Annotated in this window: 17 protein-coding genes; 9 read left to right on the top strand and 8 right to left on the bottom strand. The window is 65.6% G+C overall.

Translation table 11 applies throughout. The features are described from left to right. The first annotated feature begins 136 nt into the window (after positions 1–136). From KBW95_RS22440 to KBW95_RS22430, 3 genes are all read left to right on the top strand, one after another. Positions 137–1,432, top strand: a complete 1,296-nt coding sequence (locus KBW95_RS22440) for an HlyC/CorC family transporter (RefSeq protein ID WP_211526018.1) — start codon at positions 137–139, stop codon at positions 1,430–1,432. Between the two features lie 181 nt (positions 1,433–1,613). Beyond that, positions 1,614–3,338 carry a type IV-A pilus assembly ATPase PilB gene (gene pilB, locus KBW95_RS22435; protein ID WP_211526019.1) on the top strand — a complete coding sequence of 575 codons (1,725 nt, stop codon included), beginning with the start codon at positions 1,614–1,616 and terminating at the stop codon, positions 3,336–3,338. A gap of 7 nt (positions 3,339–3,345) precedes the next feature. Then, positions 3,346–4,581 (top strand): type II secretion system F family protein, encoded by a 1,236-nt coding sequence (locus KBW95_RS22430; protein ID WP_211526020.1) that lies wholly within the window; start codon positions 3,346–3,348, stop codon positions 4,579–4,581. A gap of 1 nt (position 4,582) precedes the next feature. On the opposite strand, the gene KBW95_RS24840 is transcribed toward KBW95_RS22430, so the two are convergent. From KBW95_RS24840 to KBW95_RS22410, 4 genes are all read right to left on the bottom strand, one after another. Continuing rightward, entirely contained in the window at positions 4,583–6,220 is a 1,638-nt protein-coding gene (locus KBW95_RS24840) for a methyl-accepting chemotaxis protein (RefSeq protein ID WP_211526021.1), read from the bottom strand. A 54-nt stretch (positions 6,221–6,274) separates the two neighbouring features. Beyond that, positions 6,275–8,728, bottom strand: coding sequence for a bifunctional diguanylate cyclase/phosphodiesterase (locus KBW95_RS22420; protein ID WP_211526022.1), 2,454 nt, complete (start codon positions 8,726–8,728; stop codon positions 6,275–6,277). Then, the gene (locus KBW95_RS22415) at positions 8,725–11,349 is read right to left on the bottom strand and encodes an EAL domain-containing protein (RefSeq protein WP_211526023.1); all 2,625 of its coding nucleotides are present in this window, start codon (positions 11,347–11,349) and stop codon (positions 8,725–8,727) included. Before KBW95_RS22415 ends, KBW95_RS22420 begins: the two co-directional genes overlap by 4 nt. 682 nt (positions 11,350–12,031) lie before the next feature. After that, a complete protein-coding gene (locus KBW95_RS22410; protein ID WP_211529381.1) occupies positions 12,032–12,322 on the bottom strand; it encodes an EAL domain-containing protein in 291 nt (96 codons plus the stop codon). A 315-nt stretch (positions 12,323–12,637) separates the two neighbouring features. Here KBW95_RS22410 and KBW95_RS22405 point away from each other — a divergent pair, with 315 nt between their 5' ends. Then, a complete protein-coding gene (locus tag KBW95_RS22405; protein ID WP_229429949.1) occupies positions 12,638–13,837 on the top strand; it encodes a transposase in 1,200 nt (399 codons plus the stop codon). Between the two features lie 107 nt (positions 13,838–13,944). Here KBW95_RS22405 and KBW95_RS22400 read toward each other — a convergent pair whose 3' ends face one another. The 3 genes from KBW95_RS22400 to KBW95_RS22390 form a co-directional block, all read right to left on the bottom strand. Continuing rightward, complete coding sequence (locus tag KBW95_RS22400; protein WP_211529380.1) at positions 13,945–14,175, bottom strand: hypothetical protein; 231 nt, start codon at positions 14,173–14,175, stop codon at positions 13,945–13,947. 229 nt (positions 14,176–14,404) lie between these two features. Continuing rightward, entirely contained in the window at positions 14,405–14,662 is a 258-nt protein-coding gene (locus KBW95_RS22395; protein WP_229429948.1) for an antitoxin Xre/MbcA/ParS toxin-binding domain-containing protein, read from the bottom strand. A 67-nt stretch (positions 14,663–14,729) separates the two neighbouring features. Further along, complete coding sequence (locus KBW95_RS22390; protein ID WP_211529379.1) at positions 14,730–16,100, bottom strand: hypothetical protein; 1,371 nt, start codon at positions 16,098–16,100, stop codon at positions 14,730–14,732. 206 nt (positions 16,101–16,306) lie between these two features. Between KBW95_RS22390 and KBW95_RS22385 the strand changes: the two genes are divergently transcribed. From KBW95_RS22385 to KBW95_RS22365, 5 genes are all read left to right on the top strand, one after another. Then, positions 16,307–17,176, top strand: a complete 870-nt coding sequence (locus KBW95_RS22385; protein WP_211526027.1) for an A24 family peptidase — start codon at positions 16,307–16,309, stop codon at positions 17,174–17,176. Between the two features lies 1 nt (position 17,177). Further along, entirely contained in the window at positions 17,178–17,789 is a 612-nt protein-coding gene (gene coaE / locus KBW95_RS22380) for a dephospho-CoA kinase (RefSeq protein ID WP_211526044.1), read from the top strand. An 87-nt stretch (positions 17,790–17,876) separates the two neighbouring features. Beyond that, on the top strand, positions 17,877–18,632 hold the full coding sequence (zapD, locus tag KBW95_RS22375; RefSeq protein WP_211526028.1) for a cell division protein ZapD: 756 nt from the start codon (positions 17,877–17,879) through the stop codon (positions 18,630–18,632). Positions 18,633–18,636: 4 nt separating this feature from the next. After that, positions 18,637–18,816, top strand: coding sequence for a DNA gyrase inhibitor YacG (gene yacG, locus KBW95_RS22370; protein WP_211526029.1), 180 nt, complete (start codon positions 18,637–18,639; stop codon positions 18,814–18,816). 84 nt (positions 18,817–18,900) lie between these two features. Then, entirely contained in the window at positions 18,901–19,281 is a 381-nt protein-coding gene (locus tag KBW95_RS22365) for a tautomerase family protein (protein WP_211529378.1), read from the top strand. Between the two features lie 182 nt (positions 19,282–19,463). Here KBW95_RS22365 and KBW95_RS22360 read toward each other — a convergent pair whose 3' ends face one another. Further along, entirely contained in the window at positions 19,464–20,765 is a 1,302-nt protein-coding gene (locus KBW95_RS22360) for a D-amino acid dehydrogenase (protein WP_211526031.1), read from the bottom strand. Positions 20,766–20,773 lie beyond the last annotated feature (8 nt).

Genomic DNA, 20,773 nt, shown 5'->3' with positions numbered 1-20,773 from the left:
GCCTCTCAGGCGGCTTTTTTATTGTTGGGGCTGTTCCGAGAAACTTGGGTCCCATGCACACCACGAGCCCCCCGCTTGCACCACCCCAACTCTTGCCCTAGAATCAACTCCCCTGCCCGCTACTCCCCAGTAAGCCTTGGATACCATCCCCCTCTGGGTGCTCGTCCTCGCACTCGCCATCCTGATCCTGCTGTCCGCCTTCTTCGCCATGGCCGAAACGGCCCTGATGGCGTCCAATAAATACCGCCTGCGCCACCTGGCCGAAGGCGGCAACCGCGGCGCCCTCACCACCTTGTGGCTGCTGGCGCGCACCGACCGCTTCCTGTCGCTGGTCCTGATCGCCAATATCCTGCTCAACGCCATGGCCGCCGCCCTGGTCACCGTGGTCGCGATCGACATCTACGGCAACGAGGAAAGCGTGATCACCGCCGCGGCCGCGCTGGTCGCCTTCCTGCTGATCGTGTTCGCCGAAGTGGCGCCCAAGATCATCGGCGCCACCTATCCCGAACCCATCGCCATGGCCACCAGCCTGCCGCTGCAGGCCCTGCTGCGCCTGGCCAAGCCGGTGGTCGGCTTCGTCAACCTGTTCGTGCGCGCCCTGCTGCGCCTGTTCCGCATCCGCACCGGCGAAGACGCCCCGCAGAACCGCCTGTCGCCCGAGGAATTGCGCTCCATCGTGCTGGAAAGCGGCAACTTCGTCCCACAGAAGCACCGCAGCATCCTGCTCAACCTGTTCGACCTGGAATCGGTCACGGTCGACGACATCATGATCCCGCGCACCCAGATCGAAGCCCTGAACCTGGCCGCACCCATCGAAAGCATCCTGGACGAACTGACCACCTGCTACCACAACAAGCTGCCGGTCTACGAAGGCGAAATCAACCGCATCGTCGGCATCCTGCACGTGCGCAAGGCCGTCGGCCTGCTGCGCGAAGTCGAGGAGCTCACCACGGACCACCTGCGCGAACTGCTGGTCGCACCCTATTTCATCCCCCGGGACACCGGCGCCCTCGACCAGCTCCAGCAATTCCAGGAACAGCGCGAACGCATGGGCATCATCGTCGACGAATACGGCGAAGTGCAGGGCCTGGTCACGCTCGACGATATCATCGAGGAAATGATCGGCAGCTTCACCACCTCCATGCCGGGCAGCGCGCGCGAGGCCGTCGCCTGGAACGCCAAGGGCGAATGCCTGCTGGAAGGCAGTACTCCGCTGCGCGACATCAACAAGCAACTCGGCCTGTCCCTGCCCCTGGACGGCCCCAAGACCATCAACGGCCTGCTGCTGGAACAGCTGCAGGACATCCCGGAAGCGCCGATCTCGCTCAAGATCGGTCCCTGCGTGATCGAAGTGGTCCAGGTGCAGAACCAGGCCATCAAGGTTGTCAAACTGCTGCGCCCAGCCGCATCAAGGCGCCTGCTGCCATTCTGAGCGATCCTGCCGGGGCGCGCAGCCGTGCCAATTCGTCTACGTGGCGTGGACGCATCTCATGCACAGCAAATACTTTACAAATTTGATGCCTGTAGGCATCATCCAGAGAGTCCGCCGGTGGGTCGTGCCCACCCGGCGCCTTTGTTGTTTTCCTTAAAACCACGGCTCCGCACGGTTCTCTATGGCAGCAGTCATCCCCAATACGACCACAGGCACGCCGTTGTCGGGTTTGGCGCGCGCGCTGGTCCAGGCGGGCCGCCTGAACACGGCGCAGGCGGACACGCTGCAAAAGAAATCGGCCGCCGACAAGTGCGCCTTCATCGACACCCTGCTCGCCAGCGGCGCCATCGATGCGCGTTCGCTGGCCGTGTTCTGCTCCGAAACCTTCGGCTACCCGCTGCTCGACCTGTCGGCTTTCGCGCCGGACATGCTGCCCTCCACCGCCATCGACAGCAAGCTGATGCAGGCGCAGCGCGTGATCGCGCTGGCCAAGCGCGGCAACAAGATGTCGGTGGCCCTGTCCGACCCGACCAACAGCCAGGCCCTGGACCAGATCAAGTTCCAGAGCGAAGCCTCGGTCGAGCCGGTGATCGTGCCCCACGACGCCCTGCTGGCCCTGCTGGCCAACCTGTCCAAGAGCGCCGAGCAGAGCCTGAACGAACTGGCCGGCGAGGAAGCCGACATCGAGTTCGCCGACGAGGAAGCGCCGGCGGCGGTGGACACCGGCGCCAACGAGGTCGAGGACGCGCCGATCGTGCGCTTCCTGAACAAGATCCTGATGGACGCGGTGCAGGTGGGCGCCTCGGACATCCACTTCGAGCCCTACGAAAAGTATTACCGGATCCGCATGCGCGTGGACGGCGTGCTGCGCGACCATGCCACGCCGCCGCTGTCGATCCGCGAAAAACTGGTCTCGCGCATCAAGGTGCTGGCGCGCCTGGACATCGCGGAAAAGCGCGTGCCGCAGGACGGCCGCATGCGCCTGATCCTGTCGCCGACCCGCACCATCGACTTCCGCGTCAGCACCCTGCCCACCCTGTTCGGCGAGAAGACGGTCATGCGTATCCTCGACGCCACCCAGGCGCAGATGGGCATCGACGCGCTCGGCTACGATCCGGACCAGAAGGCGCTGCTGCTGGACGCCATCACCCGCCCCTACGGCATGGTGCTGGTGACCGGTCCGACCGGCTCGGGCAAGACGGTGTCGCTGTACAGCTGCCTGAACCTGCTGAACAAGCCGGGCATCAACATCTCGACCGCGGAAGACCCGGCCGAGATCAACCTGCCCGGCGTGAACCAGGTCAACGTCAACGACCGGGCCGGCCTGACCTTCCCGGTGGCGCTGAAATCCTTCCTGCGCCAGGATCCGGACATCATCATGGTCGGCGAGATCCGCGACCTGGAGACCGCCGACATCGCGATCAAGGCCGCCCAGACCGGCCACATGGTGTTCTCGACCCTGCACACCAACGATGCGCCCTCGACCCTGACGCGCCTGATGAACATGGGCGTGGCCCCGTTCAACATCGCCTCGTCGGTGATCATGATCACCGCCCAGCGCCTGGCGCGCCGCCTCTGCACCTGCAAGCAGCCGATGGAGATCGGCCATGAGGCCCTGCTGGCGGCCGGCTACCGCGAGAGCGACATCGACGGCTCGTGGAAACCCTACGGCCCGGTGGGCTGCGACCGCTGCCTGGGCTCCGGCTACAAGGGCCGGGTCGGCATCTACCAGATCATGCCGATCAGCCCGGCCATCGAGGCGCTGATCCTGGCGCACGGCAACTCGATGCAGATCGCCGAACAGGCCGAGAAGGACGGCGTGAACTCGCTGCGCCGCTCGGGCCTGATGAAAGTGAAACAAGGACTGACCAGCCTCGAGGAAGTGCTTGGCTGCACCAACGAATAGGAATCATATGGCAACTTCCGCACCCACCCGCAGCCGCGCCGGCGCCCAGGTCAAGGAGCAGGTCTATGCCTGGGAAGGCAAGGACAAGACCGGCAAGACCGTGCGCGGCGAGCTGCGCGCAGGCGGCGAGGCGATCGTCAACGTGACCCTGCGCCGCCAGGGCATCATGGTCACCAAGGTCAAGAAAAAGGTCTACCGCGCCGGCAAGAAGATCACCGACAAGGACCTGACCATGTTCACGCGCCAGCTGGCGACCATGATGAAGGCCGGCGTGCCGCTGCTGCAGTCTTTCGACATCGTCGGCAAGGGCCACGCCAACCCGTCGATGTCCAAGCTGATCCTGGACCTGCGCGCCGACGTCGAGACCGGCACCAGCCTGAACAACGCTTTCCGCAAGTACCCGGTGTATTTCGACCCGCTGTTCTGCAACCTGGTGGGCGCGGGCGAACAGGCGGGCATTCTCGAAGACCTCCTGACCCGTCTGGCGATCTACAAGGAAAAGACGCTGGCCCTGAAGAGCAAGATCAAGTCGGCCCTGACCTACCCGATCTCGATCCTGGCGATCGCCTTCGTGGTCACGGCCGTGATCATGATCTGGGTGGTGCCGGCCTTCAAGTCGGTATTCCAGAGCTTCGGCGCCGACTTGCCGGCCCCAACCCTGATGGTGATGGCGATCTCGGAATTCTTCGTCAGCTGGTGGTACCTGATCTTCGGCGGCATCTTCGGCACCATCTATTTCTTCTTCCAGGCCTGGCGCCGCTCGCTCAAGATGCAGCAGGCCATGGACCGGATCCTGCTGCGCATCCCGATCTTCGGGCCGGTGGTCCGCAAGGCGACCATCGCGCGCTGGACCCGCACCCTGTCGACCATGTTCGCGGCCGGCGTGCCGCTGGTGGAAGCACTGGACTCGGTCGGCGGCGCCTCGGGCAACGCGGTCTACCTGGACGCCACGCGCAAGATCCAGACCGAGGTCAGCACCGGCACCAGCCTGACCATGGCGATGCAGAACACGGACGTGTTCCCGAGCTTGGTCACCCAGATGGTCCAGATCGGCGAGGAATCGGGTGCGCTCGACGCCATGCTGGGCAAGGTGGCGGACTTCTTCGAGGCCGAAGTGGACGAGGCGGTGGCCGCCCTGTCCTCGCTGATGGAGCCGCTGATCATGGTGATCCTGGGCGTGCTGATCGGCGGCCTGGTGGTGGCCATGTACCTGCCGATCTTCAAGCTGGGTTCGGTGGTCTGAACTAGCGAGGCCATGCGTCCGGCGCGGCGCCGCCCATGGCCAGCCGCGCCGGCTGGCCGGAGCGCGGCGCGGCCAGGACTTCCTGGCGGCCTGGCGCCGCATGCAGCTGGAACACGCTCACCACCTGCGACAGGCCGGCCGCCTGGCTCTGCAGCGACTCGGCCGCGCCGGCGGCTTCCTCGACCAGGGCGGCATTCTGCTGGGTGACCTGGTCCATCTGCGCGATGGCCCGGTTGACCTGTTCGATCCCGGCGCTTTGTTCCTGGCTGGCGGCGCTGATCTCGGCCATGATGTCGGTCACCCGCCGTACGCTGTCGACGATCTCCTGCATGGTGGCCCCCGCCTGGGCGACCAGCCTGCCGCCGGCGTCCACCTGCTCCGCCGAGTGTTCGATCAGGCTCTTGATCTCCCTGGCGGCGGAGGCGGAGCGCTGGGCCAGGTTCCGCACTTCCGACGCGACCACCGCGAATCCCCTGCCCTGCTCGCCGGCCCGGGCTGCTTCCACGGCAGCATTCAGGGCGAGGATGTTCGTCTGGAAGGCGATGCTGTCGATCACGGCGATGATGTCGCCTATCTTCCTGGACGACGCACTGATGCCATCCATCGTGTGGACCACCCGCGCCACGACCTCGCCGCCCTGGAGCGCGATGCCGGATGCCGAGGCCGCGAGCTGGCTGGCGTGCTTCGCATTGTCGGCGTTCTGCCTGACCGTCGAGGTCAGTTCTTCCATGGAGGCTGCCGTCTCTTCCAGCGAGGATGCCTGTTCTTCGGTGCGGGACGACAGGTCCTGGTTGCCCGCCGCGATCTGGTTCGAGGCGGTGGCCATGCTGTCGGCGCCCGTCCTTACCCGCGACACGATGTCGGCCAGTCCCCCGTTCATGTCCTTCAAGGCCTGCATGAGCTGGCCGATCTCGTTGGCCGACCCGACCTCGATCCGCTGGCTCAGGTCGCCCGCCGCCACGCTGCCGGCGATCCTGACCGCCGCGTCCAGGGGCCTGGAGATCGAACGGGTAATCCAGAGGCCGAGGCCGAGCGCCAGCACGACGCCGAACACGACACCTGCGATGCAGCTGATGAACACGTAGCGGTACAGCGTCTGCGAGGTCTCGTATTCGCTGTGCGCCACCTTGAGCTGCAATTCGATCAGCGCGTCGATGCTCCGGCGCACCGGGACGAACAGGTCGGTCATTTTCCCGTTCATGATCGCGGTCGCCAGCTGCGTGTCGCCGGCGCGCAGCGCCGCCACGGCGGGCTGCAGGCCCTCGTCCACGAAGCGGCTTCGATGCTGCCTGAACTGCTCGGCGAGCCGCCTTTCCTCGTCGGTCAGGTAGGTGCCCATGTAGGCTTCCCAGGTCCTGGAAATGGTCTGGATGTTGGCCTCGATCTCATCCAGGTTGCGGCCTGCCGCCGCCGGATCGGCCACGATGGACTTGGCGACATCCATCTGGTTGATGTTCAGCAGGCGGATGATGCGGTCCAGCTGTCCCAATGGGACCAGCCGGTCCGCGTAGATCGAGCGCATGGCGTCGTTCGCCATGCCCAGGCTGACCAGGCCGATAACGGCGCCGACGACCAGCTGGAAGGAAAGGAAGCCGGTCAGGAAAACCAGGCGCGATCTGATGGTGAGGTTGTTTAGCATGTTGTTGGTATCGTAAAAGTCATCGAGGTAATGAAAGCGGCGGCGTCCCGGTCCCTAGCCCGCCAGGTCCTGGAATTCCGACAACAGGAAGTGGGTCAGCTGTTCCGGCCATACGGGCGGGCTGTAGTAATAGCCCTGGATCTCGTCGCAGCCGTTGTCCTTCAGGAAGTTCGCCTGCTCGGCCGTTTCCACCCCTTCCGCCACCGCTTCCAGGTTCAGGCCATGCGCCAGGGCGATGATGGCGCGCGTGATGGCGGCGTCGTTGGGATCGCCGACCACGTCCTTTACGAAGGAGCGGTCGATCTTCAGCACGTCGAGCGGGAAGCGCTTCAGGTAGCTCAGCGACGAATAGCCGGTACCGAAATCGTCGATGGACAGGGTGACGCCGAGCGCCTTCAGCGAGCGCAGCACCGCGGCCGCATCCTCGGTGTCCTGCATCACCGTGCTTTCGGTAATCTCGAGCTCCAGCCGCGCCGGATCGAGGCCGCTGTCCTCCAGCACCCTGCGCACCCGCTGCGCCAGGCCGGCCTGCTGGAACTTGCGTGCCGACAGGTTGACCGATACCCGCCCCAGCGGCAGGCCTTCGGCATGCCATGCGGCGGCGCGGGTGCAGGCTTCGCGCAGCACCCAGAGGTCGATTTCCTCGATCATGCCGGTTTCTTCCGCCAGCGGAATGAAGCGGGCCGGCGGCACCAGGCCCAGCACCGGGTGGCGCCAGCGCACCAGGGCTTCGATTCCGACCACCTGGCTGCCCCCGAGGCTGATGCGCGGCTGGTACTGCAGCACCAGCTGGCCGCGCTCGAGGGCATGGGACAGCATGGCTTCCAGCTCGATCCGCTCGCGGATGCTCCTGGCCATTTCGGCCGTGTGGAAGCTGATCCGCGCCGCGCCATGGCTGCGGGCGTCGGCCATCGCCAGCTGCGCCATCTGCACCAGTTGCGAGGGCGTGCAGGGACCGGGCGGCAGGACGGCGATGCCGACGCTGGCCGACAGCAGGGCGCGTTGTCCGTCCAGCAGGAAGGGCGCGCGCATGCAGTCCAGCAGCGAGTCGGCAAGCGCCGCCGCGGCCTCGCGGCTGGAATGTTTTTGCACGACGATGAACTCGTTGCCCCCCTGGCGCGCGAGGGCGTCTCCCGTGCCCAGGCGCGGCGCGATCCGCGCCACGCATTCGTGCAGCACCTGGTCGCCGCTGGCCCAGCCATAATTGCTGTTGATCTTCCTGAACGCGTCGATGTCGAGCACCAGCACCGCCAGCGTGCGTCTCTCCTGGCGCGCCGCGCCGATCGCGTCGCCCAGCATCTCGAGCACGCGGTGCCGGTTCGGCAGCCCGGTCAGCGCATCGTAGGCGAGCTGCTCGACCAGGGCGCGCTCCAGGCGGCGGCGTTCCGACAGGTCGCGCACGATGGCGATCTGCTGCCCGTCCGGCGTCGCCGCGCGCCTCACCTCGGCCGGGAAGGACGGACCGTAGAGGCGGCGGCAGCGCATCTCGTCCTCTCCCTCTGCCGGCGGCAGGAGCAGCTCCAGCGGCAGTCCGGCCGCCACCGCGCGCCCGACGCCGAACAGCTCTTCAGCGCGCGCATTCATCATGCTCACGCGTCCCTCGGCGCCCGACAGCAGGATTGCATCCGGCGCGCATTCCATCAGGCTGCGGAACTCGTTCCTGCTCTCCGCCAGCCATTGCTCCGACATGCGCAGCCGGCGGTACGGCGCCTGGACCACATCGACGAAGATGGCCCGGTGCAGGCACAAGTAGGCAATCGCCTTGTACGCATGCCCGACCATGTTGAACACGTCGTCGGGGGCCAGGTAAAGGGTGAAGCTCACGCCGCTCAGCCCCATGATCGCCGCCCCGGCCGCGAGGTAGCGGTCGGCGCGCGCGTGCGTGCGGCGCGCGCGCGCCAGCAGGACCATGGCCGCGCAGGCGTTCAGGGCCGTCAGGGCGTACTCGGCATGGACCTTGAACGCGCTCGGGCCTTGTCCGGGCACGAAGGTGGCGGGGATCAGCCCTGGACGCGCCAGCACCAGCCAGTAGCCGCCGGCGGCCAGCGCGAGCGCGCACAGCACGCCCCAGCGATAGCCGCGGCGCCCGACCGCGTATCCGGGCGGGACCAGGGCCGCCGCCAGCAGCAGCACCGCGCCGGCGCCGCGCGCCAGTAGCCAGAACGCAAGGCCGTCGGCAACCGACGCCGGCCGCGCGAGACCGGGCATGCCGGGCATCGACAGCAGGTGTCCGATGTCGAGCAGCCCGACCGCCAGTGCGGCCGGCGACAGCAGCGCCACCGTGGCCGGAATCCGTCCGTCGACGCTGTGCCCGCCGATCACGAAGACCAGCATCGCGACCACGATCGAGAACAGCTCCGCTCCAAAGTGAACCGGAAGATACCAGCGCGGAGACCAGGGCAGCATGGCCGCGTTGCCCTGGGCCAGCCAGGCCGTCAGCACGGCGAGCAGGCCGGTCAGGACAAGCAGGCGCGTCGTGCTGGGAATGCGGCGCACGAGCGGCATCATGCGGCCACGTCCGCTTGCCGGGACAGCAGCAGCGCTTCGATCTCGGCCGCGGCCATCGGCGGCCCGAAGCGGTAGCCCTGCATGCGCCGGCATCCGTGCGCTTCCAGGATCGCCTGCTGGCCAGCGCTCTCGACGCCCACGGCGGTCACGTCCAGCTTCATCGCGTCGGCCAGCGCGATCACGGCCTTGACGATGGCGGCGGTGTCGTCGTTGGTGGCGATGTCGGAGATGAAGGAGCGGTCGATCTTCAGGCTGCCGATCGGGAAGCGCCTGAGGTTGGCCAGGCTCGAATAGCCCGCGCAGAAGTCGTCGATAGCCAGCCGCACTCCCATTTCCGACAGCCGCGCCATGGTCTCGGCCGGCGTGCCAACGCTGTCCATCAGCAGGGTTTCGGCGATTTCCAGGGTCAGCGAAGACGGAGCGCAGCCGGTCTGCGCCAGCAGGCTTTCCACTTGCGCCGCCATGTCCTGCTGCTGCAGCTGGCGTGCCGAGACGTTGACGCTCATGCGCAGCTCTCCCAGGCCCATGCGCTGGAAGGCGGCCAGCTGGCGCATTGCCGTCGCCAGCACCCACTCGCCGATCGGCACGATCAGGCCGGTTTCCTCCGCCAGCGGGATGACGTCCGCCGGCGACAGTCCGTCCTTGCCCTCCCCTTCCCAGCGCAGCAGCGCTTCCAGGCCGATGATGCGCCCGCTGGCGGCGTCGACCTGGGGCTGGTAATGCAACGCGAATTCACCGCGCTGCAGCGCCCGCTGCAGCCTGGCTTCGACGTGCAGGTGCTCCTCGGCGTGGACGCCCATGTCCGCGGTATAGAAGTCGAAATGGTTGCCGCCGCTGGCCTTGGACCGGTACATGGCGCTGTCGGCCGCCTTGAGCAGGGTATTGCAGTCCTGGCCGTCGCGCGGATAGATCGCGATGCCGATGCTCCCGGTCGGGAACAGCTCGGTGCCGCACAAGGTCAGGGGCTGGAACAGTTCCGCCAGGAGCTTCTGCGCGACCAGCGCGGCATCGGCCGGGCTGCCCAGGTCGGGCAGCACCACCACGAACTCGTCGCCGCCCTGGCGCGCCACCGTGTCGCTCTCGCGCAGGCTGGTCGCCAGCCTGCGCGCGATCTCGATGATCATCTGGTCGCCGGCCTCGTGGCCGAGACTATCGTTGACGTGCTTGAAGCGGTCCAGGTCGATGAACATCACCCCGACCTGGCGCTGCATGCGCTGGGCCTGCGAGATCGCATGCGCCAGCCGGTCCTGCAGCAGGGCGCGATTCGGCAAGCCGGTCAGCACGTCGTGGTTGGCCATGCGCACCAGGGCCTCCTCGGCCTGCTTCCGGCGGGAGATATCCTCCACGGCGACGATCAGCCGCAGCTCGCCGCTGAGGGCCTCGCGCATCGCCGATGCGCTGACCGCCACCCAGATCGGACGTCCGCCCTTCGCCACGTAGCGCGTCTCGCGCTGGAAGTCGCGGATCTCGCCGTCGATGAGCTTGCGGACCAGGACACGGTCGTCCAGCAGGTCGTCCGGATGCGTGATCTGGTGGATGAAGCGCTGCAGCAATTCGATCTCGGTATAGCCGACGATCTTGGTGAGCTTGCGGTTGACCCGCACGAAACGGCCTTCGCGCGACAACAGGGCAATGCCCACCGCGGCCTGGGTGAAGGTCAGCCGGAAGAATTCCTCGCTTTCCTGCAGGCGCAGGCGGGCGTGGCGCTTGAACGTGATGTCCTGGCAGATCAGCAGGAGGATCTGCTTGTCCTCCTGGCGCGTGCGTCGGATATTGCATTCGAGGTAACGCACCCCCTCGGCATGCCCATCGATGGGAACGACCACGCCGTCCTGGGGTGCGCCGGACGCGAGGGCCGCGGCCATGCGCTCCGACAGCTCCGGCGCCGGGATCAGCGATTCGAGCGGCGGCAGCGATTCGAGGGCATCTTGCGGGATGCCGAGCATGTCCTGCATGGTCGTGTTCATGGAGCGGATGCGGTGCGCGGCATCGACCACGATCAGGCCTGCCGGCATTCCGTCGATCACCTGTTCCAGGTAATTCTGGTGCTGGACCACGCTGCGCTGGTCGGCATGCGCATAGGTGTCGAGGGCCAGGCCCATGTCCAGGCATACAACCTTGAGAACGCTGTTGATGGCGGCCTTGAAGCGCTCCGGCTCGGCGCGGTGCCGTTCCCACAGCAGGTCGCTCATCTCGGCCAGGTACTTGCGGTAGGCGCCGATGTACCATTTCGGTTCCAGGCCGACGCGCTGGTGAACCAATCCTACCCGCAGGCGTTCGCGGATATAGTTTTCGTCGTACACGCCCGCCGTCAGGCTGCGGAAATAGGCGGCCTGGGCATGCTTCAGCCGGGTGACCGTATCCTCGTTCCTGACCAGGGAACGCAATGCGTCGAAGCTCAGGATATGCGCATAGAAGCTGTCGGAAAACGTCTCGATGTCGTGGTCGACCAGCTCGTGCAGGTCGCGCAGGAGGGAATGATCCTGTTCGCCCAGTTCGAGGAAGGCCATGCGCGCGGCCACTTCCTGCTGGTCGAGCCCGATCTCGCGTGCGATGGTGTCGACCGCGCCGTCCAGCCAGGTTCCCGTTGTTGCGCTTGCGGGGTGCAGATTGTCTACCATACCAGATTTGCCTTTATTCCTATGTCGAGGTGGTGCGGGTCCCGCGTGCCGCAGGGCGTGCGAGGGACGACCCGGCTGCGTTCGGGCGGCCGGGTGGAGATGACATCGTTGGACAACGCCTCGCATTACCGAGGCATCACATGTGCTGCGCGCGTGGCGATGCAGCCCGGCGATGCCGGGCATGTACAAAGCTGGAGGAAAAGCGCGCGGTGCCTGCAAGCCGGTCGGCGTTACACCAACCGGCTTGCGCGCTTACCAGCCGGGGATCAGGGAACCCATCGAGACTGGAGGCGCAGTGCCGGTCACGGCCGGCGCCAGGACACCGAAGAGAAGAACATGTCCCTGGTTGGGACAAGGAGCCGCCTGCCGGACTGGCCGGGAGGCGGCTGAAGCTGTTGCCGAACTCGAGTCGCTCATTTCCAATACATCCGCCTGGAGAAAGCTTGCCAAGCTTTCACAATTATTTGCAAAATCGTCTACAAAAATTCACTATAGGCAATAATGTAGGGCGTGGATTTTTTGCTATCAAGCAAGACTCTTGATGTAGATCAAAAATTCTTCAAATCTAGTTTTTTCGGTAACGATTATTGTTTCTTTACTCATCGATCAGGCAAGTCGACGATAAGTTTTTGTCGATGACTCATTACCGGAAGCCATATGTGGAAGCCTGGCGCACCACCCGCTAGGTGGACAGCGTCTTGTAATGCGCCTGGTAATACCATTCGACCAGCCTGTCGGCGCGGATGGGTTTGCTGATGAAGTAACCCTGGCCGAGGTCGCTCCCGATCCCGGCCAGCAGCTCGATGGCCGCCTGCGACTCGATCCCTTCCGCGATGACGGTCATGCCCAGCTTCTTGCCGAGCGCGATGCTCACGCCTTCGCGCCTGAGGCGCTCGAGCATCTTCGCGGCCTCTTCCACATCGCTCATTACGGCGCTCTCGATCACTTCGAATTCGATGCAGGCGGGGTGCATTCCGCGCTGAATATTCCGACCGGCATTCTTGGCGTGGTACATCGCCGCGTCGGCGTGTCGATCAAGGTGTCGAGATCGCTGCCGTCGTTGGGATACATGCTGATGCCGATGCTGGGTGACGTCCTGAACTCGAGCGCGTCAATCCGGAACTTCGCTAAGGCTAAACGGTCTCATAATTATGAGGAAATCCGCTTCCGCCAACACCGGTCCATGGTCTTCGGGCGCACTGTACGACGCTGTTACCGGGACGATGATCGGTCACGATGTAGCTGTAGCCGAATGCGGTAGCGGGCAACGCTGTCATTTGGAGGCGCAATGTTCGTAGCGCATCGCATCCGGCTCGATCCCAATAATGTCCAGGCGACGTACCTTTCCCGCGCGGCTGGCGTGGCGCGCTTCGCCTACAATTGGGCCCTGGCCGAGTGGGGCAAACAGTACGCAGCCTGCAAGGCTGATCCATCGCTGCCCAAGCCGTCCGAAGCGGCGCTGCGACGCCAGCTCAATACCATCAAGCGCGTACAGTTTCCCTGGATGCTGGGAGTGACCAAGAATGCACCCCAGATGGCGATCATGCAGCTGGGCCGCGCCTTCGATAATTTCTTTAACAAGCGCGCCCGCTATCCCAGCTTCCGCCGCAAGGGCCGTAACGACCGTTTTGCTTTGAGCAACGACCAGTTCCGGGTCGAGGACGAGCGGATCCGCATCCCGAAGCTGGGTTGGATCCGCATGCGCGAAGCCCTGCGTTTCACCGGCCGGATTGTATCGGCCTCGATTTCCCGCATGGCCGATTACTGGTACGCCAGCATCACCGTCGACACCCTTGAATTGTCCCTGCCGCGAGCCGAAAACCAAGGCGAGGTCGGGGTGGAGCTCGGGGTCTCAACGCTGGCGACCCTGTCGACCGGCGAGAAGTTCGAAGGACCGAAGGCATTGCGCACCCTGCTGCCGCGCCTGCGCCGCTTGTCGCGCGGCCTGGCACGCAAGGTGAAAGGTTCACGCAACCGCGTCAAGGCGAAGAAGAAGTTGGCGCGCCTGCATGCCTGCATCGGCAACATCCGCCGTGACAGCTTGCACCGGCTGAGTACTAACATTGCGCGCCGCTTTCACACGATCGGTATCGAGGACTTGAACGTCAAGGGCATGTTGGCCAACGGGCGCCTGGCGCGGGCGCTCGCAGATATGAGTTTCTACGAGCTGCGCCGCCAACTGGAATACAAGACTGCCTGGCGCGGCGGCCGGCTCGTCGTGGCGGATCGGTGGTACCCGAGCAGCAAGCTATGTTCGAGTTGCGGCTACCGGCTCGAAACGCTCGGCCTGGCGATCCGCCGCTGGTCCTGCCCGGGCTGCGGAACGGCACACGAGCGAGACGTCAATGCGGCTCTTAACTTGAAGCATATTGCGGTAAGTTCTACCGTGACTGCCTGTGGAGGGGAAGGCGCTGGTTCTGCGCGCGAGCGCGGGACGAAACCGGTCCCGGTGAAGCAGGAATCTAGCCGCGAAGCCAACTACGGATAGCTTTGCGTAAGTCTGGAGGAACGGTGTGCTCGCTTTCCTGCAGCGTCAGGAAAATGACTAACTTCATCTCTCGTGCCGTTCAGCGCTCCCGCCACCATGCCGGTGAATCAGCACACCACGGCGAACACGGCGTCGGCGCCCTGCGCATCCTTACGGTCGACAATAAATGTGAGCTGCGGTTCCAGCAAAAGGGGCGCGGCAATGAGCGACAGGCCCGAAGCGAAGACCGCCTGCCGCCATCCGCCCAGCATGGCGCTCACCATGACGGGGATGTACAGCAGGCCAAGGGGCGCACACGGCCCGATGATGTCCGTCCTTCGAATTGGATGAAGGCGCACAGGCTGACCAGCACCAGGAAAAGGAGAAACGGCATGAACAGCGCCGCGGCTGGCCCTTGGAATAAGCGTCGTGGCTTCATCCTTACTCCTTGCCAATTATTGGACAGGCGCCGCGACCGATGCACACCATCTTATCCTGTCATCTTGATAACGCGTCGCCAGTTCGGCAAGAACGGCGATGGCGTTCGCATCCAACACACAGATGGCGCCAGCGCCGGTGACCCACATGTCAGGCGCCAGCCTTGAGGCCGCGTACATGCGCAAGGACCTCCAGCTCGCGCCCTTCTCCGACCAGCTCAGCCGGAGTCTTGCCCTCGAACGCGCCCAGCGACTGGTTCATCCACGCATTCGCCGCGTCGTCGCCGGAGACGATGCGGCGGACTTCGTGCATGACGGTGTAATAAGCCTGGGCCTTGCGCGATTGGTGCTGGAAGCGGTCGCGCAGGGCAGCCAGGGCGTCGGGAGTAAGTCGTTCGTCGTTTGCCATGGATGTCGTCCAGCGAAAAGCGACATCATACCTGCGCCGCCCGCCTCCACCCGATGGAGGAGCGGACTCAGCGCAGCGCCGCCTGGACTTCGCGCGCCATCCTGGCCAGCACAGCGCGCAGCATGAGCCGCGCCATGGCGAGGGGCCGGCGCCGGTCCAGCCCGCGCCGCGCCATCCGCTGCGGCAGGAAGAAGCGCGCGAAGGCCGGCCGACCGCCTGGACGCAGCTCCCAGAAGCAGCCGCCCGCCCAGGCCGTGTCGAACCCGTCCTCCGCCTTCAGAAGCTTGAGGACAGTGCCGGAACACATCGCCACGTCCGCCGGGCCATCGCGCGCCAGCAGCCGGAAGCCCCTTCGGTACGACAGTTCCACCGTCTGCCGTGCATCGGCCAGCTGGATCGCCAGCGGGCGCAGCGCCCCCACCGTCTCCAGCAGGCGGGGCAGCCCGTGCAGGCTGGCGCCGGCGCGCTCGCGGTATTTCTGGAATGCGGCACGCAGCTCCGCCAGGCCCGCATCTGGCGGGCGCGGCAAGGGTGCCGGCGCCGCGCGCCAGCAGGCGCTCCAGTGCGCCAGCGCCGCCTCGCTGCGCGCGCCCAGGCTGGCGGCGCTGTCCTGTTCCAGGTCGATGGCGCCGCCGGGCGCAAGGAAGCGGATCAGCGGACGCGCAGTTTCCAGCTGCGGCGCGTCGACCACCCCGGCCGGGCTGCGCCGTCCATGGTTGAGCCAGGCGTTGTCGGCGCGCGCGAAACGCGCGAACGCGGCCACCGGCACCACCAGGCGCGGCCGGAATACCTCGATCTGCAGCGCCAGCCGGGCGATCCCCTTCGCGGCCGCTTCCTCGCGCAGGGCGAACTGGTCCGGGTTGCCGCACCAGGCCATGTCGGCGAAGCCCGACAGCAGCAGGTCGATGCGCGCAGCGCGCCGGCGCAGCTGCACGGCGGCCCTGGCGCAGGCGGCGCGCGTGCCCAGGGCCCGCTCCCCCAGGTGGAGAATGCTGCGGCGGCCGGCCTGGACCAGGCACCAGGAGTCGGCGTCGCCGTTGGCGAAGGCGGTCAGGCGCAAGTCCTTCCCCAGCGCCAGCGGCTGCCCGTCTTTACACTCGGCCAGGGCCAGCCGCTGGCGGCGCAGCTCGTCGGCCAGGCGCCAGTCCCTTCCCTGGCGGTACAGGAAGGTGGCGATGCCGCGAAAATCCGCCTTGAAACTGCGCAGGAAGGGCAGCGAGAGACGGTCGGGCGTGGCGCGCGAGCACCATACGTAGACCGGCAGGCCGCAGCTGTTGAGTTCGGCGATCAGGGCGGCGCTGCTGGTGGACGGATCGGCCAGGCTCCAGGCCCCGTCCAGCACCGTGCCTTCCAGCCAGGGGTCGGCCAGCAGCAGCGCGGACTCGGTGCGCACCATGAAACTGGCGTGATTCAGGAAGGTGAAGGTCGGCGAGGCCATGGCTGATTCAGGCAAGCGGCGGGCTGTGGGCTGTGATCCAGGGGGCCTTTCAGCGTAACGGCGCGCCGCCTGGGGGCCATGATCCGCCACAATCGCGTGCAATCTGCACAATCAGCGCGAAAAGTCGGGCCTTTCGCCTTCGCCAAAGCACGGAAACCCCCTACAATAAGGTTGATGTAAGGAATCTTTTTTCGGACTGACACGCCATGCCCCTGGAATCCCTTTTCTTCGCGCCCCCGGCCACCCTCGGCGCCGCGCTCGCGGCAGCCCTGTTCGGACTGCTCGTCGGCAGTTTCCTGAACGTGGTCATCTACCGGATTCCCGCCATGATGCAGCGCGAGTCCGACAACTATGTGGCGGCGGAGACCGGCAAGGAGCCGCCGCACACGGAACGTTTCAACCTGATGGTGCCGCGCTCGCGCTGCGGCCATTGCGGCCACCAGATCACGGCGATGGAAAACATCCCGGTCATCAGCTGGCTGGCCCTGCGCGGCAAGTGCAGTTCCTGCAAGACCCCGATCTCGGCGCGCTACCCGGCCATCGAACTGTTCACCGCCATCGTTTCCGGCCTGCTGGTCTGGACCTTCGGCAGCGGCGCGATGGGCCTGGCGACCCTGCTGTTCGCCTGGCTGCTGATCGCGATGACCTTCATCGACTTCGACACCCAGCTGCTGCCGGACGACCTCACCTATCCGCTGCTGTGGGCCGGCCTGCTCGTCAATATCAACGGCACCTTCGTGCCGCTGCAGGACGCCGTGATCGGCGCGGCGGCCGGCTACCTGGTGCTGTGGGCGGTGTACTGGCTGTTCAAGCTGGTGACCGGCAAGGAAGGCATGGGCTACGGCGACTTCAAGCTGCTGGCCGCCCTCGGCGCTTGGCTCGGCTGGGCCATGCTGCCGACCATCATCCTGCTGTCCTCGATCGTCGGCGCCGTGGTCGGCATCAGCCTGATCCTGTTCGCCAAGCGCGGGCGCGACAAGCCGATCCCCTTCGGCCCCTACCTGGCGGCCGCCGGCCTGATCGCCCTGTTCTACGGCGAGCAGCTGAGCCGCTTCACCCAGAGCCTGGTTGCCTGAGATGGACAAGGCGTTCTCGGTCGGCCTCACCGGCGGCATCGGGTGCGGCAAGACCACCGTGGCCGACATGTTCGCGGAGCTCGGCGCTTCGGTGATCGACACCGACCAGATCGCCCACTCCCTGACCGCGCCGCACGGGGCCGCGATGCCGGCCCTGCTGGCCGAGTTCGGCGAGGAGTTCGCCACGCCGGATGGCGCGCTCGACCGGGCAAAGATGCGCGCCCTGGTGTTTTCCGACGCCACCGCCCGCGCCCGCCTGGAAGCCATCCTGCATCCGCGCATCCGGGACGCCACCGCGGCGGCAGCGGCCATCGCCACCGGGACCTATACGATCTTCGTGGTGCCCCTGCTGATCGAGTCGGGTACCTGGCGCGAACGCGTCACCCGCGTGCTGGCAATTGACTGCTCCGAAGACACGCAAGTGGCGCGTGTCATGACGCGCAGCGGCCTGAGCGCCGAGCAGGTGCGCGCGATCATGGCGGCCCAGGTCACCCGCGCGCAGCGGCTGGCGGCAGCCGACGACGTCATCAATAACGACGAAGGACTGGACGAATTGCGGCCCCAGGTGGAGCGTTTACATGCGCAGTATCTGTCCTATAGCAAGATAATGTAACAAGATCAATGCAGGATTTGTAATTTTACGCATCATGGTTCAGAATCACGGGGTTGCCAGCCAGCCTACATTCAAGGGAATGTCATTTTGATCGTCTACGAATATCCTTTCAACGAGCGGATTCGCACGTTGTTGCGGCTGGAGGACCTGTACGAGAAGTTCAAGTTCTTTGTGCATCAGGAACACCCGATGCAGCACCATGTGGCGCTGGCGACCATCTTCGACATGCTCGAAGTGGCGGGACGCGCCGACCTGAAGTCCGACCTGCTGCAGGAACTCGAGCGCCAGAAGCAAAGCCTGCTGGCCTACCGCAGCAACCCCGCCGTCGCCGCCGAGATGCTCGACGCCGTGCTGACCGAACTGGACCAGGTGAGCAGCGCGCTGGTGGCGAGCCAGGGCAAGACCGGTCAGAACGTGCGCGACAACGAATGGCTGATGAGCATCCGCGGCCGCACCATCATCCCGGGCGGCGCCTGCGAATTCGACCTGCCCTCCTACTACGCCTGGCAACAGCGCCCGTCCGAGCAGCGCCATGCCGACATCATGAACTGGTTCGCACCGCTGGCGCCGCTGTTCGACGCGCTGTCGTTGGTGCTGCGCCTGCTGCGCGACTCGGGGCGCCCGGTCAAGATGATCGCCACCGCCGGCAGCTACCAGCAGATGCTGCAGGGGAAGGTCTACCAGATGCTGCGCCTGACCCTGGACGAGTCGCTTGGCGCAATTCCCGAAATCTCGGCCAACAAGTATATGCTGTGGGTACGCTTCACCACCCAGGACGGCGACCTCAAGCCGAAGCCCCTGGAAGAAGACGTGCCTTTCGATTTAACTCTTTGTAATTTCTAGTGCCATGACTGTTGTTTCCTGCCCTACCTGCGGCAAGAAGGTCGAGTGGATCCCGGCCAACAAGTTCCGCCCGTTCTGTTCCGAACGCTGCAAGCAGATCGACCTGGGCGCCTGGGCCGAGGAGAAGTACACGATCCCCGGCGGCGCACCGACCGACCCGCAAGACAAGCCGTCGGACGACTGACGGGCGCATGCGCGGCGCGCCTATCGCTTCCTCCTCCTTCTGTGCACGCCTGGCGCTGGTTCGTATCAATGTGAAAGGATCGTCATGCCGCTCGTTTCGATTACCGTCCGCAAGCCCAAGACCGCCGAGTTCAAGAACACCGTGTTCGACAGCGTCCACCACGCCCTGGTGGCGGTGGGCGTACCCGCCACCGACCAGTTTCAGCGCGTGTTCGAACTCGACGCCGCCGATTTCCGTTTCGGGCCGGACTATCCGGATTTGCATACTTCGCGTAACGACGACTTCGTGCTGATCGAGATCCTGTGGTCGGTGGGGCGCAGCGTGAAGGTCAAGAAGAAGCTGCTGGCGGAACTGATGAACAAGCTGCGCGACGCGGGGATGGAGCCGGAGAATGTGATGGTGATCTTTAAGGAGGTGGGCTGGGAGAACTGGTCGTTTGCGGGTGGGCGCTTGCTGCATACCTGACGACCGCAACCGCTTCAATATGACCCCCAGCCACAAAACCGTCGTTCCGGCGAAGGCCGGAACCCAAGTTTGTTCGCACACCCGCTACGTTTAGGGCAGGTGGCTACGCGAAGAACTTAGGTTCCGGCCTTCGCCGGAACGACGGTCTTGGGGCTAACGGTTGTTGGATACAGTGGCGCGGCTCACGCCCCAACCCGAATCCCCTGCGGCACCACCACCGGCTTGTTCCGCCGCCCGTACCGATCCATGAACAAGCCTTCCAGCCCGATCTCCGGCTGCCTTCCCGACAGCAGGTCAGCCAGCACCCTTCCCGACCCGCACGCCATGGTCCACCCCAGGGTCCCGTGCCCCGTATTGAGGAACAGGTTGCGATACGGCGTCGGCCCCACCACCGGCGTGCCGTCCGGCGTCATTGGCCGCAGGCCGCACCAGAACGAGGCTTTCGAGACGTCGCCGCCGTCCGGGAACAGGCTGGTCACCGAATGCTCCAGCGTGTCGCGGCGCGCCTGGTGCAGGCGCAGGTCGTAGCCGCTCAGCTCCGCCGTGCCGCCGACGCGGATGCGGTCGCCCAGGCGCGTGATCGCCACCTTGAAGCTCTCGTCCATCACCGTCGATTCCGGCGCCCCGGATGCGTCCGTGATCGGCACCGTGATCGAATAGCCCTTCACCGGATACACGGGTATGTGGATGCCGATCTGCTTGAGCATCAGCGGCGAATAGCTGCCCAGCGCCAGCACGAACTGGTCCGCCTTGAGCTCGCCCTTGGAAGTGATCACGCCGCTGACGCGGTCGCCCTCCGTGACCAGGCGCTCGATCCTGACCTCGTGCTCGAACTTCACGCCCAGCGCTTTCGCCATGCCCGCCAGGGCCTGGGTGAACTTGAAGCAGTCCCCGGTCTCGTCGTTCGGCAGCAGCAGGCCGCCCACGAACTTGCCGCTCACCCGCGCCAGCGCCGGCTCGTACTGCTCGCAGCCGCCCGGCTCGAGCAGCTTGTAGGGCACGCCGTATTGCTGCAGCACCTCGATGTCGGTGGCGGAGCCCTCGAACTGTTTCTGGGTGCGGAACAGCTGCAGCGTGCCCTTGCTGCGCTCATCGTAGGCGATGCCGGTGTCCTTGCGCAGCTGGACCAGCACGTCGCGGCTGTACTCGGCCAGGCGCACCATGCGGCCCTTGTTGACCTGGTAGCTGCGGTGATTGCAGTTGCCCAGCATTTGCAGGATCCAGCGCCACTGCGCCGGGTCCATGCGCGGACGGATCACCAGGGGGCTGTGCTGCATCGTCAGCCATTTGAGGGCCTTGAGCGGCACTCCCGGTCCCGCCCAGGGCGTGGCGTAGCCGGGCGAGATTTCGCCGGCGTTGCCGAAACTGGTTTCCATGCCGGCGCCGGGCTGGCGGTCGACCACCGTGACATCATGCCCGGCCTTGGCCAGGAAATACGCCGATGCGGTTCCGATGACGCCACTGCCGAGGATGATGACTTTCACTTCAGGTC

Source organism: Massilia sp. ZL223, from assembly GCF_018119395.1.
Lineage (GTDB): Bacteria > Pseudomonadota > Gammaproteobacteria > Burkholderiales > Burkholderiaceae_D > Telluria.
This window is presented reverse-complemented; position numbering and strand designations above follow the sequence as displayed.

What these genes read in the sequence shown, in the direction of transcription:
- KBW95_RS22365 (WP_211529378.1), top strand. Translation starts at nt 18,901, where the DNA reads ATGCCGCTCGTTTCGATTACCGTCCGCAAGCCCAAGACCGCCGAGTTC.
- KBW95_RS22410 (WP_211529381.1), bottom strand. Translation starts at nt 12,322, where the DNA reads ATGCACCCCGCCTGCATCGAATTCGAAGTGATCGAGAGCGCCGTAATG.
- coaE (WP_211526044.1), top strand. Translation starts at nt 17,178, where the DNA reads ATGGACAAGGCGTTCTCGGTCGGCCTCACCGGCGGCATCGGGTGCGGC.
- KBW95_RS22395 (WP_229429948.1), bottom strand. Translation starts at nt 14,662, where the DNA reads ATGGCAAACGACGAACGACTTACTCCCGACGCCCTGGCTGCCCTGCGC.
- KBW95_RS22405 (WP_229429949.1), top strand. Translation starts at nt 12,638, where the DNA reads ATGTTCGTAGCGCATCGCATCCGGCTCGATCCCAATAATGTCCAGGCG.
- KBW95_RS22390 (WP_211529379.1), bottom strand. Translation starts at nt 16,100, where the DNA reads ATGGCCTCGCCGACCTTCACCTTCCTGAATCACGCCAGTTTCATGGTG.
- KBW95_RS22385 (WP_211526027.1), top strand. Translation starts at nt 16,307, where the DNA reads ATGCCCCTGGAATCCCTTTTCTTCGCGCCCCCGGCCACCCTCGGCGCC.
- KBW95_RS22420 (WP_211526022.1), bottom strand. Translation starts at nt 8,728, where the DNA reads ATGATGCCGCTCGTGCGCCGCATTCCCAGCACGACGCGCCTGCTTGTC.
- pilB (WP_211526019.1), top strand. Translation starts at nt 1,614, where the DNA reads ATGGCAGCAGTCATCCCCAATACGACCACAGGCACGCCGTTGTCGGGT.
- KBW95_RS22430 (WP_211526020.1), top strand. Translation starts at nt 3,346, where the DNA reads ATGGCAACTTCCGCACCCACCCGCAGCCGCGCCGGCGCCCAGGTCAAG.
- KBW95_RS22415 (WP_211526023.1), bottom strand. Translation starts at nt 11,349, where the DNA reads ATGGTAGACAATCTGCACCCCGCAAGCGCAACAACGGGAACCTGGCTG.
- KBW95_RS24840 (WP_211526021.1), bottom strand. Translation starts at nt 6,220, where the DNA reads ATGCTAAACAACCTCACCATCAGATCGCGCCTGGTTTTCCTGACCGGC.
- yacG (WP_211526029.1), top strand. Translation starts at nt 18,637, where the DNA reads ATGACTGTTGTTTCCTGCCCTACCTGCGGCAAGAAGGTCGAGTGGATC.